Source organism: Paenibacillus daejeonensis DSM 15491, from assembly GCF_000378385.1.
Classification (GTDB): Bacteria; Bacillota; Bacilli; order Paenibacillales; family Paenibacillaceae; genus Paenibacillus_D; species Paenibacillus_D daejeonensis.
Window position 1 is genome coordinate 1,261,441 of the sequence record NZ_KB899659.1, and the last position, 15,918, is coordinate 1,277,358.

General features: G+C 52.1%; 18 protein-coding genes. 7 read left to right on the forward strand and 11 right to left on the reverse strand.

The window, feature by feature from the left end:
* Window positions 1-123: 123 nt before the first annotated feature.
* The 3 genes from sda to F556_RS0106240 form a co-directional block, all read right to left on the reverse strand.
* Window positions 124-267: a sporulation histidine kinase inhibitor Sda gene (gene sda / locus F556_RS33370; protein WP_020616054.1), complete on the reverse strand. Its 144-nt coding sequence runs from the start codon at window positions 265-267 to the stop codon at window positions 124-126.
* A 238-nt stretch (window positions 268-505) separates the two neighbouring features.
* Window positions 506-1,177 (reverse strand): YheC/YheD family protein, encoded by a 672-nt coding sequence (locus F556_RS0106235; RefSeq protein ID WP_020616055.1) that lies wholly within the window; start codon window positions 1,175-1,177, stop codon window positions 506-508.
* Window positions 1,178-1,629: 452 nt separating this feature from the next.
* A complete protein-coding gene (locus F556_RS0106240; RefSeq protein WP_020616056.1) occupies window positions 1,630-1,992 on the reverse strand; it encodes a HesB/IscA family protein in 363 nt (120 codons plus the stop codon).
* Between the two features lie 259 nt (window positions 1,993-2,251).
* On the opposite strand from F556_RS0106240, the gene mqnE reads away from it, so the two are divergent.
* Together mqnE and F556_RS0106250 are read left to right on the forward strand one after the other, a co-directional pair.
* On the forward strand, window positions 2,252-3,355 hold the full coding sequence (mqnE, locus tag F556_RS0106245; protein ID WP_020616057.1) for an aminofutalosine synthase MqnE: 1,104 nt from the start codon (window positions 2,252-2,254) through the stop codon (window positions 3,353-3,355).
* Window positions 3,356-3,431: 76 nt separating this feature from the next.
* The gene (locus F556_RS0106250) at window positions 3,432-4,493 is read left to right on the forward strand and encodes an NAD(P)/FAD-dependent oxidoreductase (protein ID WP_020616058.1); all 1,062 of its coding nucleotides are present in this window, start codon (window positions 3,432-3,434) and stop codon (window positions 4,491-4,493) included.
* A gap of 37 nt (window positions 4,494-4,530) precedes the next feature.
* Here F556_RS0106250 and F556_RS0106255 read toward each other — a convergent pair whose 3' ends face one another.
* Window positions 4,531-4,800, reverse strand: a complete 270-nt coding sequence (locus tag F556_RS0106255; protein WP_020616059.1) for a YuzB family protein — start codon at window positions 4,798-4,800, stop codon at window positions 4,531-4,533.
* A gap of 83 nt (window positions 4,801-4,883) precedes the next feature.
* Between F556_RS0106255 and F556_RS0106260 the strand changes: the two genes are divergently transcribed.
* Complete coding sequence (locus F556_RS0106260) at window positions 4,884-5,132, forward strand: NifU family protein (protein WP_020616060.1); 249 nt, start codon at window positions 4,884-4,886, stop codon at window positions 5,130-5,132.
* A 106-nt stretch (window positions 5,133-5,238) separates the two neighbouring features.
* Here the strand turns inward: F556_RS0106260 and F556_RS0106265 are convergent, their stop codons facing one another.
* From F556_RS0106265 to F556_RS0106280, 4 genes are all read right to left on the reverse strand, one after another.
* Window positions 5,239-6,015 carry an SDR family oxidoreductase gene (locus F556_RS0106265; protein ID WP_020616061.1) on the reverse strand — a complete coding sequence of 259 codons (777 nt, stop codon included), beginning with the start codon at window positions 6,013-6,015 and terminating at the stop codon, window positions 5,239-5,241.
* Window positions 6,016-6,038: 23 nt separating this feature from the next.
* Window positions 6,039-6,773: a Cthe_2314 family HEPN domain-containing protein gene (locus tag F556_RS0106270; protein WP_020616062.1), complete on the reverse strand. Its 735-nt coding sequence runs from the start codon at window positions 6,771-6,773 to the stop codon at window positions 6,039-6,041.
* A 91-nt stretch (window positions 6,774-6,864) separates the two neighbouring features.
* Window positions 6,865-7,758: a COX15/CtaA family protein gene (locus tag F556_RS0106275; protein WP_245583016.1), complete on the reverse strand. Its 894-nt coding sequence runs from the start codon at window positions 7,756-7,758 to the stop codon at window positions 6,865-6,867.
* Between the two features lie 121 nt (window positions 7,759-7,879).
* The gene (locus F556_RS0106280) at window positions 7,880-8,512 is read right to left on the reverse strand and encodes a GntR family transcriptional regulator (protein ID WP_020616064.1); all 633 of its coding nucleotides are present in this window, start codon (window positions 8,510-8,512) and stop codon (window positions 7,880-7,882) included.
* Window positions 8,513-8,702: 190 nt separating this feature from the next.
* Between F556_RS0106280 and garR the strand changes: the two genes are divergently transcribed.
* The 4 genes from garR (at window position 8,703) to F556_RS0106300 (ending at window position 13,507) form a co-directional block, all read left to right on the forward strand.
* Window positions 8,703-9,584 carry a 2-hydroxy-3-oxopropionate reductase gene (garR, locus tag F556_RS0106285; RefSeq protein ID WP_020616065.1) on the forward strand — a complete coding sequence of 294 codons (882 nt, stop codon included), beginning with the start codon at window positions 8,703-8,705 and terminating at the stop codon, window positions 9,582-9,584.
* Between the two features lie 32 nt (window positions 9,585-9,616).
* The gene (locus F556_RS0106290; protein ID WP_020616066.1) at window positions 9,617-10,957 is read left to right on the forward strand and encodes a GntP family permease; all 1,341 of its coding nucleotides are present in this window, start codon (window positions 9,617-9,619) and stop codon (window positions 10,955-10,957) included.
* Between the two features lie 216 nt (window positions 10,958-11,173).
* Window positions 11,174-12,616: a four-carbon acid sugar kinase family protein gene (locus tag F556_RS0106295; protein WP_020616067.1), complete on the forward strand. Its 1,443-nt coding sequence runs from the start codon at window positions 11,174-11,176 to the stop codon at window positions 12,614-12,616.
* A gap of 27 nt (window positions 12,617-12,643) precedes the next feature.
* A complete protein-coding gene (locus tag F556_RS0106300; protein WP_020616068.1) occupies window positions 12,644-13,507 on the forward strand; it encodes a class II fructose-bisphosphate aldolase in 864 nt (287 codons plus the stop codon).
* 17 nt (window positions 13,508-13,524) lie between these two features.
* Here the strand turns inward: F556_RS0106300 and F556_RS37655 are convergent, their stop codons facing one another.
* From F556_RS37655 to F556_RS0106315, 3 genes are all read right to left on the reverse strand, one after another.
* A complete protein-coding gene (locus tag F556_RS37655; protein ID WP_157272624.1) occupies window positions 13,525-13,773 on the reverse strand; it encodes a hypothetical protein in 249 nt (82 codons plus the stop codon).
* Window positions 13,774-13,857: 84 nt separating this feature from the next.
* Window positions 13,858-14,202 (reverse strand): thioredoxin family protein, encoded by a 345-nt coding sequence (locus F556_RS0106310; RefSeq protein ID WP_020616070.1) that lies wholly within the window; start codon window positions 14,200-14,202, stop codon window positions 13,858-13,860.
* 41 nt (window positions 14,203-14,243) lie between these two features.
* Complete coding sequence (locus tag F556_RS0106315) at window positions 14,244-15,839, reverse strand: copper amine oxidase N-terminal domain-containing protein (RefSeq protein ID WP_020616071.1); 1,596 nt, start codon at window positions 15,837-15,839, stop codon at window positions 14,244-14,246.
* Window positions 15,840-15,918 lie beyond the last annotated feature (79 nt).

Below are 15,918 nucleotides of genomic sequence, written 5' to 3' on the forward strand. Positions count from 1 at the left end.
TTTCTTCACAAAGACAGGGTATGTCGATCCGCCGGAACCGCAAGAGCCGGGCAGGATGAGACATACCCTGTTAGGGGTGTCTAACTAGAATGGAGGTGTCGATATCATTCATGGGGATTACGATCAGACACCGACAAGCGAGCAGTCAGCTGGAATCTCGCGACGACGGATCTCGGTGAGCAGCAATTGCAAAAAATCCGGTTCCAGTTCCAGATGCACCGCTGTCTCATAGGTGTCGATGAGCATTTCATCCGAAAGAATCTCCATTACCAACCCTTCCTTTCCTATTTGTTCCTCACATCTTAGCACGTTGCGAAACCAGGAACAAGTGTTCCGTTATCCACAGCCTGTTGTGGACAGCTTGTGTGCAATTTGTGAGTAGCTGCTATAAATTCAAGCGTGTCCAGTGGGGATGGTGTGGATAGCGTTATACACACCTGTCAACTCACTCTATCAATAAAAAAATTTAATAGATTCACCAAAATCTATCAATCTTTTAAATATCCTACTGAGGTCGCGTATTGACTTCGAAGATCCATATTTTCCCGTGTTTGTCGAGACCATAATCGAAGCCTAGCTGGCCTATACCAGGCAGCCGCGTCTCCAGCACTTGAGTCGAGAGCGAGGTTAACTTGCGCATTTCGCGCTTTTTACTCTTCACCATGGCTGTAGTCAGAGAGCGACGAATGCCTTCTGCGGCGGGCATCTGCGTACCTCCCCGGCACAGGTTCGTGACGAACAGCCCTTCTTTGGCCAAGCGCCCAACCATGGCACGACAGCTCCACCCTGTGCCTTCTTTTACGTATTTGACCCGATAATCAATCGGACGTCCACTGATGGTGGCCAGTTGTATCCCTTTCTGAATCAGATAAGGACGTTTGCGTTTCATCCGTGTAAGCGCTGCTGTCATTGCGCCAAACGTATCGTAAAAACGCCGATCGTGATAGTGGCTCACAGCGTAGCGTCCATCCTGTTTCGATACTTTGATGACACCATGACCGCCTGCCCCCCTAACGGGCTTGATAACGACCATGCCATGAATGGCTAGCATCGACTTCAGATTGCTTTCATTGTACATGCGGGTTGGCGGTATATGAGGGGCAATCGCGGGATGAGACAGTAATGCTGCCGTTTTGACCCACTTGCTGGCGTATTGCCTGCCTGTAGCTTCACCCATCTCCCATTCTCCTTTGCACGTTGATATGCTAGTATATGAATGAGAGTGGATATTCTCTTGTATGGTTGACTAGTTTTATGTGAACTCGCGATAGACCACTAGAGTTTCGTTGTTAGAGGTAGAAGGTTACACAGTGAGCCATGATCACGAAATTTTGCAGCATAAGAGTCGCAGTTCAATCCAATTGCCGGCGCGTGTCTTGACAAAAAAAGCGTGCCCTCTTCGTTTTCCGCTCGTGAACATGCTGCTCCCCTCCTTTTTAAAGGCATCTAGCCCTTATGTCCTTGGACTTCACTTCCATATGCATCCTATTACCCACATTTTCCCTCCTATAAACGCCTGCCTATTCAAAATGAGAACTGATTTTCTCAAGCCTGTCTGCTTAGGCAGCAAAAAAAGCCTCTCGCAGGAATACCCTGAAAGAGGCCGGTAACAGGTATAGGTGAATCAGATTAGCATTCGCCAGCTTCGCTTGGCTTGCCTGCATCGGTAGCTGTACGGAAACTAGAACCACAACCGCAAGTGACGGTCGCATTAGGATTCTCAATCGTGAATCCCCCGCTCATAGCTGTTTCTTTGAAGTCGATCTGCAAGCCATTCAGATACTTGGCACTGTCTTCGTCGACGACAACCTTCAGGCCCTCAATTTGCAGCTCGCGGTCATTATCGCGCAGCTCGTCATCAAATCCCATGCCATACGAAAAACCGCTACAGCCGCCTTCGTTGACCCCAATCCGCAAGAACAATTCAGGAGATTCTTCCTGGGCCAGCATTTCCTTTATCTTTGAAGCAGCAGGTTCACTGATTACAATCATGTTCATTCCTCCTATCCAGGTGATGCCTTGGGAATACATAATTTCATTATACTCCATCTTTCCTTATGCCTCAAGATGGCACATGCGATTGGGCCGATTCTCTGTCGTTTTCACCTAAGAATTCGATGCTGAGACGTTTTTTGCTTGTTGCCGCCCACCTATGGGAGGTTTATAATAGATGGAAGGTGTTTTGGCAGACGGGGATGTTCTTTTTTTCACAATCCCCCTGCTCACGTTATTTTAAGGAGGCTCCTGCTATATGAATGTTATTCTATCCACACCCGAGAAACAGATGCAGGACATCGCTGACAAAGTCCGCCAAGGGGAACGCTTGACGCTCGAAGACGGCGTGTTTCTGTACCAGTCCGATGACCTTCTGTCGATCGGCCAAATGGCCAACGAAGCCAACTTGCGCAAAAACGGCAAGCGGGTTTATTTTATTGAAAATATGAGTTTATATTTTACCAATGTCTGCGAATCACGCTGCGCGTTTTGCAATTTCCGCAAAGATGAGGGCGACGAAGGCGCCTATACTCTAAGCGGTGAAGAGATGATTGAGTACGTTGAACAACACATCCATCCAGGGGTCCGCGAGTTTCACATTGTGGGCGGCCATAATCAGCATGTGCCTTTTCAATATTATGTTGATTCACTACGCGCCCTGCGGGACAAATATCCTCAGGTGACGTTAAAGGCTTACACCGCGGCAGAGATTGATTTCTTCGCCAGAATCAGTGGTCTGTCCTACCGGGAAGTACTGGAGCAATTGATTGAAGCCGGACTCGCGACCCTCACCGGGGGCGGGGCAGAAATTCTATCGGATCAATACCGCAAAAAAATGCGCGTAGACAAAGCAGACGTGAGCGAGTACCTGGAAGTTCACCGGACGGCTCATTCGCTTGGCCTGAAAACTCATACAACGATGCTGTATGGCTCGATTGAAACCCATGAGCAGCGGATCCAGCATATGATGCATATCCGCGATCTTCAGGATGAGACCGACGGCTTCCAAGTATTTATCCCGCTATCCATGCAGCCTATTAATCCACGCGCGGGCATCCGCCGGCGGAATTCGGCTTATGAGGATTTGAAAACCATCGCTATCAGCCGTCTCATGCTGGATAATATTCAACATATTAAAGCGTATTTCATCAATATCGGCACACAGCTAACACAGGTTGCCCTGACTATGGGTGCAGATGATGTGCACGGCACAATTGTCAAAGAGCGAATTAGCCATGCGGCAGGTGCGCTGACGCCTGAAGGCATCACCCGCGAGGACTTGATCTGGCTCGTCAAAGGCGCAGGTCGCATACCGGTAGAGCGCGACACTTTTTACAATGAAATCAAAGTGTACGAATAAGGGGCCGCAGCGCATACTATAAAGGCTGCGACCGAAGGCGCGATTCCCAGCATTGAACAGTAAGGTTGGTGTGCTTATGAAACGATTTGTCATTTTGGGCGGGGGTTACGGAGGCATCACGATCGCCCAGACGCTGCTTGAGGGGCACATCCCGGACGATACGACGGTAATGTTAATTGACAGAATGCCTTTTCAAGGTCTCAAAACGGAGTATTATGCTTTGGTAGCAGGGACAGTATCGGATTATGATCTCCGGGTTCAATATCCGACGGATCCAAGGCTTGTGCTCAAGCATGGGGAAGTCCACGATGTGGATCTGGCTTCCCGTCTGATTCATATGGAAGGCGAAGACCCGATTAGTTATGATTGGCTGGCGATTGCACTCGGTTGTACGGACCGTTACCATGACATTCCCGGCGCCGAAGAGCATTCGACGTCTCTGCAGACCTTCTCTGCAGCCAGGCAGACTTACCGCTTGTTGAACGACATCAAGCCCTATGGGCAGGTCACTATCGTCGGCGGTGGTCTCAGCGGTGTTGAAGTGGCTGCAGAGCTAAGGGAAGCACGCAGGGATCTGAATATTCAGATCTTGGATCGTGGCCAGAACATTTTGTCCGCTTTCCCCGGCAAGCTGCAGCGTTACGTGTCCAGTTGGTTCAATGAACATGATGTCCGTACCGTGGGCGGCGTATCCGTCAGTCGTCTGGAGCGGGGGATTATCTACAACCGCAATGAACGGATGGACACGGATGTCACAGTGTGGACAGCGGGCATTCAGCCCGTGCCGCTTGTTCAGCGCATGAATTTGCAGAAGGATGGCCAAGGCCGCTTAATCATTGATGAGCATCATCGATTGCCCGACCACCCGGAGGTGTTTGTGGTGGGGGACTGTGCTTCTCTTCCCTTCTCCCCCAGCGCCCAGGCGGCCGGGGCGCAAGGCAAGCAGATTGCCGAGATCATCTCGGCTGAATGGCGGAATCGGCCGCCTAGATTGTCGCGCATCAAGCTCAAAGGCGTGCTTGGATCGCTCGGCAAAAAGGCCGGATTCGGCCTCATGGGTCGCACAGCCATCATGGGTCGTGTCCCCCGTGTCCTGAAATCCGGCGTCTTATGGCGCTCCAAGCATCATTCCGGCTAACCAGTAATGAGGCCTGAGTCGTATTCTGTCCGAATGATCAAAGGTCGTCTAGCAGCTTGTCCAGCGCATCCTGGTGCGCTTGCTGTTCTTTCACCGCTGCTTCGATCTTTTTGGAGAGCTCCTCGACCGTCTCGGCCGCGACGATCTCTCCATTCACCAGGACAAACGGGAACAAATAACATTCGCCGCAGTTGCCCAGGCATCCATATTCAATGGCATCGATTGTCGGGTCTGCCTCTAGCTGCTCCAGCAGTTCGTCAGTCCCGTGATGCATATTGCTGGCACAAAATTCTACGATAGGATTCATATCTTTTTCACCTTACCTTTTCGCCATCCATTTTCATTTGCTTCGATTTGTACTATAATAAAGAAAGAAAGGAGTCGATAAGCATGAGTGATAATACACAAACCTCTTCCAAGTATGATGAAGTACTGGATGTATTGGATAAGCTGCGTCCGTTCCTACAGCGTGATGGAGGCGACGTCGAACTCGTTGAGATCGAAGACGGAATCGTCAAGCTGAAATTGATGGGTGCTTGCGGCAGCTGCCCGAGCTCCACGATTACCCTCAAGGCAGGCATCGAACGCGCCCTGCTGGAAGAAGTCGAAGGTATTGAAGAGGTCGTACAAGTATTCTAAAACCCATTAAGGGTTAACGACCATTCGTAACAAAAAGTCTTGCTGCAAGACGTATTCACGTCTGCGGCGAGACTTTTTTTGTATGCCTATAGGCATCCGATGCGGATTACCCTTTCAAGGTGCGGCGTATGGGATCGAGCCCGCCGGTTACATCCAAAATATTGCCTGTGATAAAATCGGATTTGCTATCACAAAGAAAACAGATTGCCCTTGCAATGTCCTCACCAGTTCCAGGACGGCCGCGCGGCGATTCATCATCAATCAGCCCTTCAACCTCATCGATCGTCTTCTCCTTATTCTCCCCCCGAATATCCCCGGGACAGATCATGTTCACGGTGATGCCATGAGCGGCTTCCTCGACAGCCAACGTCTTGGTAAAGGATACTAGTCCGGTCTTGGCGGCAGCGTAGACGGCCCGGTGCGGCCAGGCTCTCGCCTCTCCCGCATGACCAAAACCAAAATGGATAATGCGCCCCCAATTGCGAGACCGCATGAGCGGCAGGACCCGGTGGTCCAACAGCATGACGCCGAGCAGATTACCATGGAGCAGGCCTGTAATTTCAGAGCGCTGATATTCCGAGAAAACTCGACGCTCACGAATAAATGGGCCAGCATTATTAATTAGAATATCAATGCCGCCGAACGCTTCCTCTGCCTGATCGGCTAACTGTTCAGCCTGTTCGGGGTCAGCGATATCAGCTTGCAGAGCAATGCAGTTGACGCCCATGGAACGGATTTGTGCTTCCAGCGCTTTTGCAGCGTCTTCACTTGTGACATAGTTCAATATAATATTGCACCCGTAGCTTGCCAGCATGACAGCGGTGCTTTTTCCCAGTCCTTTGGCACTTCCGGTTATGAGGGCCGTTTTGCCGCTCAAGTCCATGGCTACTCCCCCTTGTCATGGCCTTATTCCTGCCCTAGTATACCATATTTCCCGTGTTTCCTCATCATGGTCTGCGCATAGGAGAAGGTCTCTGCGAGCGTCCGCATGACCATCTCGCAGCCTTGATCCAGATCGGCTAGCTGCGAGGCGATATCCTCGAGAGGAATATCCTGACCGTAAGCGCCCCTGCTGTGCCGCAGATCATCCTGCAGCTCTGAGTTCATGTAATGAATTTCCGTGTTGCGCCGCTTCCGCAGCCGTGACATGGGCTCGCGGTACGTTTCTTTGATCTTGAACAACCGCTCGCCAAGCCTTGGCTCGATCCGCCTTTCCTGCATGCGGCGCAGCACCGTAAAATAAGAAAAGTGTTTCTTGCTCTCTCCTGTATCCAATGTCAGCCACTCATTTAAAAATGTGCCCAGCTTGTCCAGCAGCGCAAAGATTCGGATAAAAGCATTTTTATCAAAATAAATATGCCGGTAATAATCCATCATTTCTTCAGAAGACATCACGCTTAGGTAACGAGACGTGATTCGCTTGCCGAACCAGTGCGCAGCAAATTGACTCTGTTCCAATTCATCCAACGAGCCCAGCAGACCCGCTGTCCAAATTTCCAGCTTGCGGTACTCATGCTGGCGAGCATCTCCCGTGGCTATGCGTTTCTGCAATTCCGTCATGAGCTGTTCCATTTGCGTCATGGCTGCCAGAAGCAGCCCTTCCGCCTGGCGCGGCTCTCCGCCGAGTAAATCTCGCAGCACGTCTGCTCCCCCTCATCAAGTTCTGTACTATAGGATGCCCTGCTCCCTGAACGCAAAACCGCCAATCCTAAGGAATGGCGGTTCATAGCATTTACCTGCGCCGCAGCTTCCAGGAGCGGATGGAGAGCTCTGCCAGCAACCCGAACAAAACGGATATGATGACATTGTGCAGCAGACTGGTAAAGATATAGACTTGCTCATTGCCAAGCGTTGCCGTTACTAGCGCGCCACTTAGCACCTGGGTCAGCACAAGCGCAAACGCCCAGGCTGCGGTACGTTTCAAGCCTTCATGACCTGTGGCTTTCTTGTGGATGTAATAGGCCAGCGCGGCAATCAATATGAAAATAATCAAAGCAGCCACGCGGTGCAGGAACACAAGTCCCGTGGCTCCACTGAGCTCAGGAATGACTTGTCCGTTACATAACGGCCAGCCAGCACAGCCACCCGCTGATTTGGTATGGCGGATATAGGCGCCAATGTAGACCACCACATAAATGTATCCGAATATTGCCCAAGCAAACTTGTAAACGGAATGCGGAAGGTCCGTCAGAGCCGTCTTGCCCAGTCCCCGTTTCATCCGGTAGGCCCAGATGACCAATAATAACGTACTGGCAAATGCCAGTAGGGAAAAGCCAAAATGCAAAGCCATCACGGGTGGCGATTGCGGCCACTTCACAGCTGCAGCACCCAGCAGCGCTTGCAGAATCGTGAAGAACAACGCACTGGAGGCATATAGCACAGGCTCCCCTTCCCTGCGATGCTTAACCATTGTAAGGATAAAGACGGCGAGCACGAGGAAACCGACAATCGCGCTAACAAGGCGATGGGAGTACTCCAGCATGGATTCGAGCGTATACGCCGGGACGAATTTACCATAGCAGAGCGGCCAATGATCGCCGCAGCCTCGTCCCGAGTCCGTGTTCGTGACGAGCGCTCCCTGCAGGAGAACAATCAGCATGCCAATACATGCAACTATGATAAGCACGCGAGTGCCCTTAGTTACCAAAAAAATCACCACTTCTTGTCGAATATGACCATCAATTTATTATAGCCATAAGAAAAGTTAAAAGCCATGTTGAAAATGTGACAATCCGCAGCTTATTCCATTAAAGCTTGGCTTCACGGGGCAAATGCAGATAAAAATCCAGATCCGCTTGAAGATGCTGCTTCATCAGCCGCTCTGCCCCGTCTGCATCGCGTGCGCGGATGGCATCCAGAATGTGTTGATGCTCCTCAATCAACATCGGTCGCTTGTAGAAAACGACGGCTTTGCGGAACAGGTACACGATGGACTGCATACGGTCAATAATTTTTACGATTTCCGGATTACGGCTCGCTTCCACGATTAGGTCATGAAAACTTTTATTGGCGTCCATCGTCTCTTCATACGTGCCTGCAAACGCCCGGTCAATGCAGTCCTGGAGCCGGGCCATGGTTGCTTCATCGAGATAGTTTGCCGCACAGCGTGCAGAGAAGCCCTCCAGCAGCATACGGACTTCAAAGATATGACGCAGCTCTTCATCGCCAGGCTTGACTACGCGTTTGTTTTTTATAAGTCCCTCTTGTTCCAGTCTGCGAATCGACTCTCGAATTGGCGTCCGGCTGACTCCCATATCCTCGGCCAACCGCTCTTCTACCAGCTTGGTGCCTCCTGCGAGTTCACCTGTCAATATTTTATCACGCAGCTGCTCATAGCACTGGATGTTGGCGGATTGTGAAACTTGCTTGCTCAATTGCATGCCCCTTCCCCTTCAATGCTTTCCTCTAAAATCTCATATTAGAATTATAGCCTCTACCGCTAGTGAATTCAAAGAGGAAACAATAAACTGCATTCATTTTTAATAAAATTGTATACAAAAATGAATTTATTGTGTACACTATGTCCTGAGCTCACCTTTTGAAACCCTTATCATTTTAGGAGGACTATTCATGAACATCGGATTCATAGGTCTTGGCATCATGGGCAAACCCATGGCCAAGCACGTAGTTAACAGCGGTTACAATGCGATTGTGTATGATCTTAATACAGAGGCGGTCGCCGAGTTGAAGCAAACCGGGGCAGCTGCCGCAGCATCAGTTGAGGCTGCAGCTGTTGAAAGCGATGTCATCATTCTCATGCTGCCCAACAATGCTGTGGTTCGCCAGGTGGTCGGGACCATCGCAGAATCAGCCGCAGCCGGCAGTATTGTCATCGATATGAGCTCGACCTCGCCTGTCGTTTCCCGCGAGATGGCGGGTCTGCTCCAGTTGAAGGGCATAGCCATGCTAGACGCGCCTGTCAGCGGAGGAGAACCCAAGGCGATCGACGGCACGCTCGCTATTATGGTGGGTGGGGATGAGGCTGTCTTCGAGAAGGCACGACCGGTATTGTCCACCATGGGCAAGGATGTCACCCGGGTAGGCGGCAACGGCAGCGGATCAACGGCCAAGCTGGCCAATCAAATCATTGTGAATGTCAATATTGCTGCTATGTCCGAGGCCCTGATCCTTGGCGCCAAGGCAGGTATTGATCTGCAGCAGATGTACCAAGCCATTCGCGGAGGCCTCGCCGGCAGCGCCGTGCTGGATGCCAAGGTACCAATGGTGCTGGAGCGCAACTTCAAGGCTGGCGGACGCATCGACATCAACCTCAAAGATTTGAACAACGTCATGGAGACTGCCGATGCACTTGATCTGGAGCTGCCGCTCACACAGCATGTGCGCCATGTTTTTGAGACACTTGCTGCCGAAGGCAAGCAGGCTGATGATCATGGAGGCATTGTGAAATACTATGAAAATCTCGCCGGAGTCCAAGTCGGCGTATCTTCTTAAGCGTCATATCCATTTGTGGGGGAGTGTCATCCATGTTAACAGGTCCATTGCTTATAGGTGTTTTCGTCCTTGCTCTTGCTTTTCTATTCTTACTTATTATGAGATGGAAGGTTGAACCGTTTCTCGCTCTCATCTGTACCGCATTTGTTACCGCCATCGCGATCGGCATGCCGATCGCGGAGGTTCCCGGGATCGTAACTGCCGGGTTTGGCAACACGCTCGCAGGTGTCGGTATTCTGATCGGTCTGGGCGTCATCTTCGGCCAGTTCCTCGGCGCTTCGGGTGCCATTGAACGGATTGCCGATGTCCTGCTGAAGCTGTTCGGCATCCGGCGTTCGCCAGCCGGTCTGTCCATTGCAGGCACCATCGTCTCCATTCCAGTATTCTTTGATGCTGCATTTGTGATTCTGAGCGGGCTTCTGAAGAGCCTGGCAACCCGGACAGGGATTTCGGTGATGACCTTTGTAACCGCTCTCGGTATCGGCCTGATCACATCGCATAATATGATTGCACCTACACCTGGTCCGATGATTGTTGCGGAGAATACCGGATCCGACCTCGGGTTGTTTATCATCTACGGCATTATTTGCGCCCTTCCCGCTGCACTCGTCGGTGGTTACCTGTACGGCATGTATATTGGCAAGCGTGTCCAGTCAGACGTATCGCTGGAGGACGAGGCTGTTGAACCGGACGATGACCGCAAGCAAATTAGTACCGGTTTGTCGTTTGGTATCCTGTCGCTGCCTATCGTGCTTATTTTGGCCAATACGGTCTCCAAAATGCTGATCCCCGACACAGGCGTGGCTACAGTCCTTGGCTTTATTGGCGACAAGAACATCGCATTGTTGATCAGTGTCATTGCAGCCATTCTGCTGCTTCGCCCCTATATTCGGGAGAGTCATACCAAGCTTTACAATGAAGCAATTGCCAGCGCAGGGATGATCGTACTCATTACTGGCGCGGGCGGTGCCTTCGGAGCTGTTATCAACAAAAGCGGCATCGGCGACTATCTGATCTCCACCATGCAGAGCTGGAGCATCCCGGTTCTGTTGCTGGCCTTCATCTTCTCACAGATCCTGCGGGCTTCCCTGGGCTCCTCCACAGTAGCTCTGGTGACAACCTCCAGCATTATGGGTCCTCTCATCCTGGAGCTGGGCGTGTCCCCTATCTTGCTGGGTCTGGCGATCTGTGCTGGCGGTATCGGCTTGTCGCTGCCGAACGATTCCGGCTTCTGGGTCGTTAACCGCTTCGGCAAGCTCACAGTGGCGCAGACGCTGCGGATCTGGACGATTGGCGGATTTATCGCCGGCCTGACCGCCTTGGCTGCTGTATATGCCCTGAGCCTCTTCAGCGGCATTTTGCCGGGACTATGACAAGAAGCTGCGCGGGAGAGGGGGCTTCCAATCGCTGTTGTTCCCAGATTCCTTGAACTATTCCCCTAACGGGGGAATCCGGGAACAAAGGCGAGCGTTTAACGCTTTCTGCAAGAAAGCGACTTCGGAAGCATACGCTTTTCTCCAGCCTCCCTCTCCCACTCCGCTCATGCCAAGTACCACAAAATATATAAATATAAAAAGGATGGGATAGTAATGGGAGAAACCTACGAGAACAAACTGGCAGCCTGGCCGGAGTGGCCAGCCGCCCGGCGACAGCAAGCTGAACAGCTGCTGGAGGACGCGCTGAGCGGGCTGCAAGGCAAAATCATCGTGCTCGATGATGATCCTACCGGTGTCCAGACCGTGCACGGCGTCTCGGTGTATACCGACTGGTCACTAGAGACGATGCTGGCTGGCTTTCGCGAAACGAACCGGATCTTCTTCATTCTGACGAATTCCAGAGGACTGGTCGCGAGCGAAACCACTGCAGTTCATCGTGAAATCGCAGCGCATGCCGCAGCAGCCTCCAAGCAATTAGGAATGCCGTACTTGATCGTCAGCCGGGGCGACTCCACCCTGCGCGGCCATTATCCGCTGGAGACCGAGGTGCTGCGAGAGACCATTGAATCGGTGTCGGACACCAAGTATGATGGCGAAGTCATTCTGCCATATTTCCGTGAAGGCGGACGTTTGACAATAGATAATACTCATTATGTGAAGGACGGCGACCGTCTTGTACCGGCGGGTGAAACGGAATTCGCCAAAGACCGGACCTTCGGCTATACCAGCTCGGACTTGGGAGAATGGGTGGCGGAGAAGAGCGACGGTGCGTATCGGGCTGCCGACACCACCTTCATTACACTTGAGAGTCTGCGGGCGCTGGATCTGGACACGATTGTCGGTCAGTTAATGGGCGTGCAGCATTTCAACAAAGTCGTTGTGAATGCCACCGAAGATGCTGACGTCCGGGTGTTCGCCGCAGCGCTGATCCGTGCAATTGGGGCCGGCAAGCAATTCTTGTTCCGCACCGCGGCCTCATTCACCAAAATCATTGGCGGTGTCAGCGACCGGGCGCTGCTAAATGCTCAAGAGCTGCTCAAGGACCAGCCCGATGGCGGCGGTTTAATTATCGTCGGCTCCCACGTCAAGAAAACAACCGCCCAACTCCAAGCTCTACAGCAGCTCAGCGGTATACATTGTATTGAATTCAATGTGCATCTTGTGACAGATACGGCGGCCTTTGAGGCAGAGACCACCCGTGTCATAGCAGAGACTGAACACCTGCTGGCAGAAGGCAAAACGGTAACCGTCTACACGAAGCGGGAACGTCTTGACCTTGGCGACGGGCGGCAAGAGGATGAGCTTAAGCAGTCGATTCGTATCTCCGATGCGGTCACCAGTATCGTGCAGCGGCTGCAACAGCGTCCGCGCTATCTGGTCGCCAAGGGTGGCATTACTTCCAGTGATATCGGCACCCGAGGCTTAAGCGTTCAACGGGCAACGGTGGCCGGACAGATCCGGCCAGGCATCCCAGTCTGGCTGACCGGCAGTGAAAGCAAGTTTCCTGGTCTTCCCTACATTATCTTCCCTGGCAATGTAGGTGAAGTCGATACGTTAAAGGCTACGGTTCAGCAGTTGGACGCTTACTCATCTTAATTCAAAGGTACGAAGGAGGGATCAACCATGCTTGCCCGAACACAAGATTTGCTGCTGGAAGCGCAGCGGCAGCAGAAAGCCATTGCTGCAATTAACGCGTTTAACATGGAAACTGTGCAAGCGGCAGTCCATGCCGCGGAATTATCGGAGCGCCCCGTCATTATTGCACTGGGCGAACGTTACCTGCCTACCACCAGAATTGAAGGCTTCGCCGCCATGGTGCGTGCGATCGCCGAGACGGCCTCTGTTCCCGTCTCGCTGCATCTTGACCATGCATATGAGAAGAGCTCCATTGAGCAGGCGATACGTTGTGGCTTTTCTTCCGTCATGTATGACGGGTCGCGTTATGAGCTGGAGCAAAACATCGCCCAGACCCGCGCCATAGTAGAGCTCGCACACGCATTCGATGTGGCCGTCGAGGCCGAAATCGGTTCAGTAGCGCGTGGCGCTCACTCTGACGAAGAAGAAGGCGACGGCCGCCTCACCTCACCTGCGGATGCCAAGCGGTTTGTAGCGGAGACCGGCGTCGACAGCCTGGCCGCTGCGATCGGTACCGTACACGGAATGTATACCGGTACGCCCAACATCAATCTTGAGCTGCTGGCGACGCTGCGCGATTCGCTCCAGGTACCTCTTGTCCTGCATGGCGGTTCAGGTACACCTGAAGCCATTATTGCCCAGACGGTACTGTCGGGGATTTGCAAAGTCAACGTCAACACGGAAATCTCGCTGGCCGCAGTGGACCGGTTGAGACGTGATGCGGAGCCCGGTTCGCCACAGCTTCACTTGTCGGTCATCACATCCGGGCTGGAGGAAGCCATGATTCCCGTCATTAGCAAATTCATTCGATTACTCGGCTCACCAGCTGATGCCTTGGTCGTAAACCCTTAGCAAGATAAGCAGAAGCCTCACAGCCACAGAGCTGTGAGGCTTCTTTTTGTTGCAGGATGCGTGGGTGCGTTACAGCAGCCGACCAGCGGTTTGCGAGGCAAATAGAGGAACAAAGGTGCGTTACAGCGGACAAGCATCAGCTTGTCAGGCAAATAGAGGAACAAAGGTGCCTTACAGCGGCCGAGCAGCGGTTTGACAGGCAAATAGAGGAACAAAGGTACGTTACAGCAGCCAACCAGCGGGTCGCGAGGCAAATAGAGGAACAAAGGTGCGTTACAGCAGCCGACCAGCGCTTGGGGACAAAAAAACCTGACCCATGAAATCGGGTCAGGCTTGAATCAATACATGAGTTAGTTAGGCAGGGCTTCGGCGACCTGCAGGGCACGATCGGCAAATTGCTCAATCTCCTCACGCGACTTGCGCAGCTTGTTAACAAAACGGACAATCTCCTGCCCTTTGCGGAAGGCAATAAAGCTGGGAATACCCAGAATGTTCAACTCACTGCACAGGTCCGGCAGATCGTCGCGGTCCAGTTCCACAAATGAAACTCGGCCAGCATACTGCTGCTCGATGTCGGGCATGAACGGCTCAATATAGTGGCAATCCACACACCATGTCGTTTTGAATACAGCGATCGTCAGCTGCTCTTGAGCAATCTGCTCACGAAAAGCAGCCTCTGTTTCGATCTTTTGCAAGCCTGATCACCTCATCTTCCTATTATTCAACCGGGTCGGTTCTACAGCTCACGCTCCAGAACCAGGTATTTCTCATCCTCGGCAAAGTAGAACGTATCCCAATACAGGGTGCCCCCAAGCGCTTCGATATAATTCCTCGCTGGCACGTACATAGTACCGCCGATAATTGTCGCCGGGTACGACCAGTTGGTATCGACATCGTTCACTGTTACGCGATTGCTTCCCTTGCGGAATTTCAAGTAGGTCCCGGTAGCCGGATCGTACACATCGTACGTGTTCGTATCAGCAAGATACGCCAGTTGTGCACCCAGTGCTTCCGTCGTATCGCGGAGCGGGATCAGCGTGATGCCATCCGGCGTCAAGATTGGTGGATTAGGATCGAACTCAGGGTACAGCTCGACAGTCTGCAGTGCAAATCCCATCTGACGCAGCAGATCGTTCATCAGCGTATCCTCATCGAACAGTCGTACCAGCTCATAGGATTCCATCTCGAACAGCTTATCGAGCGAAAGATCGGTGCGCGCCGTGACCAGACGCTCCGGCGTGACTTCGCCATTCACATTCCACTGCTCACCGCTAGTACGAATCACAAAGCCCTCAAGCGGAAAGTCATACCAATACTCATCATCCTCAGGGAACGATGGCTTGAATACAATCTCCGAAGACTTCTTGCGGATATCGAGTTTGCTATCCACATAGATCTCTGTCTTGAAATAGGAGTTCTCATTAAGCAACACGTCGAAGGATTCCGGCTCTTCTGCTTGCGCGGTGCGCAATTCCGTCTGCAGTTCACCCAACAGACCAAGAATTTCTGTGACGCCTTCTTGAATAAACTCTTCCTGGGATTGCTCTGTCAGAGAGCTTTCAAACGGATCAGGGACACCAGCAGCCTCCCAGATGTCGGTTTCCTCCGAGAAGAGTGTGATGACTGCAGTGACCAGCTCAGTCAGACCCTCTTCGTCAGCAATCAGGGCATCGAGGTAAGCATGGACAAGCGGCAATACCTCATCGCCACCGATTTCGGCTTGCACACGCATCGTCTGCAGTGTCTCGCCATTCACTTCGGTTTGAGCAGGAGCAACGGACAGCTTGGACGGGTTGGGCAGGTTATCGATCGCATAATTACCTATGTAGTCCAACAGCTCATTCCCGCGTTCGATGAGCGAAGCCTCGGCTTCTTCATCCAATTCATAAGCTTCTGCGTCCTCCCACTCTTGCAGCCCTAGATCAGCCAGATCGAGATAGAATGCCCGCTTGGCACCTTCCAGCTCAATGCGCACACGTTCCTCTTCAGCCACGACTTTGAAATCCATATCCTTGTCGCCCAAGGCCAGATTGCCCTTCAAGGACATATTTTCTGCATCCTTCATTCGGATATCATTCAGCTCCAGCTTGATGTTCGAGAGCAACGCCAGCATCGCCATATCCTCGGCACCCAATCCCACGCCCAGATCATCTCTGAACAACAGCTGCACTTCGAACGACTCTTTGCCTTCCATAGACGTCACTTTCATAGCTTGCTTGAGCATGCCATTCAAGTCCAAACCGCCTAATGCCTGACACCCAGCCACAATGACCAGCACAGCAGAGAGCATAAGCGCCGTCCAGGCCTTTCTGCCGAATTGCTTGAATTTCATAAAAAAACCTCCCCCATCGTAAAATGCCATTAAAACATTCTACCATGGAGAAGGAATGATTGGAAGATTTGCAATCGAA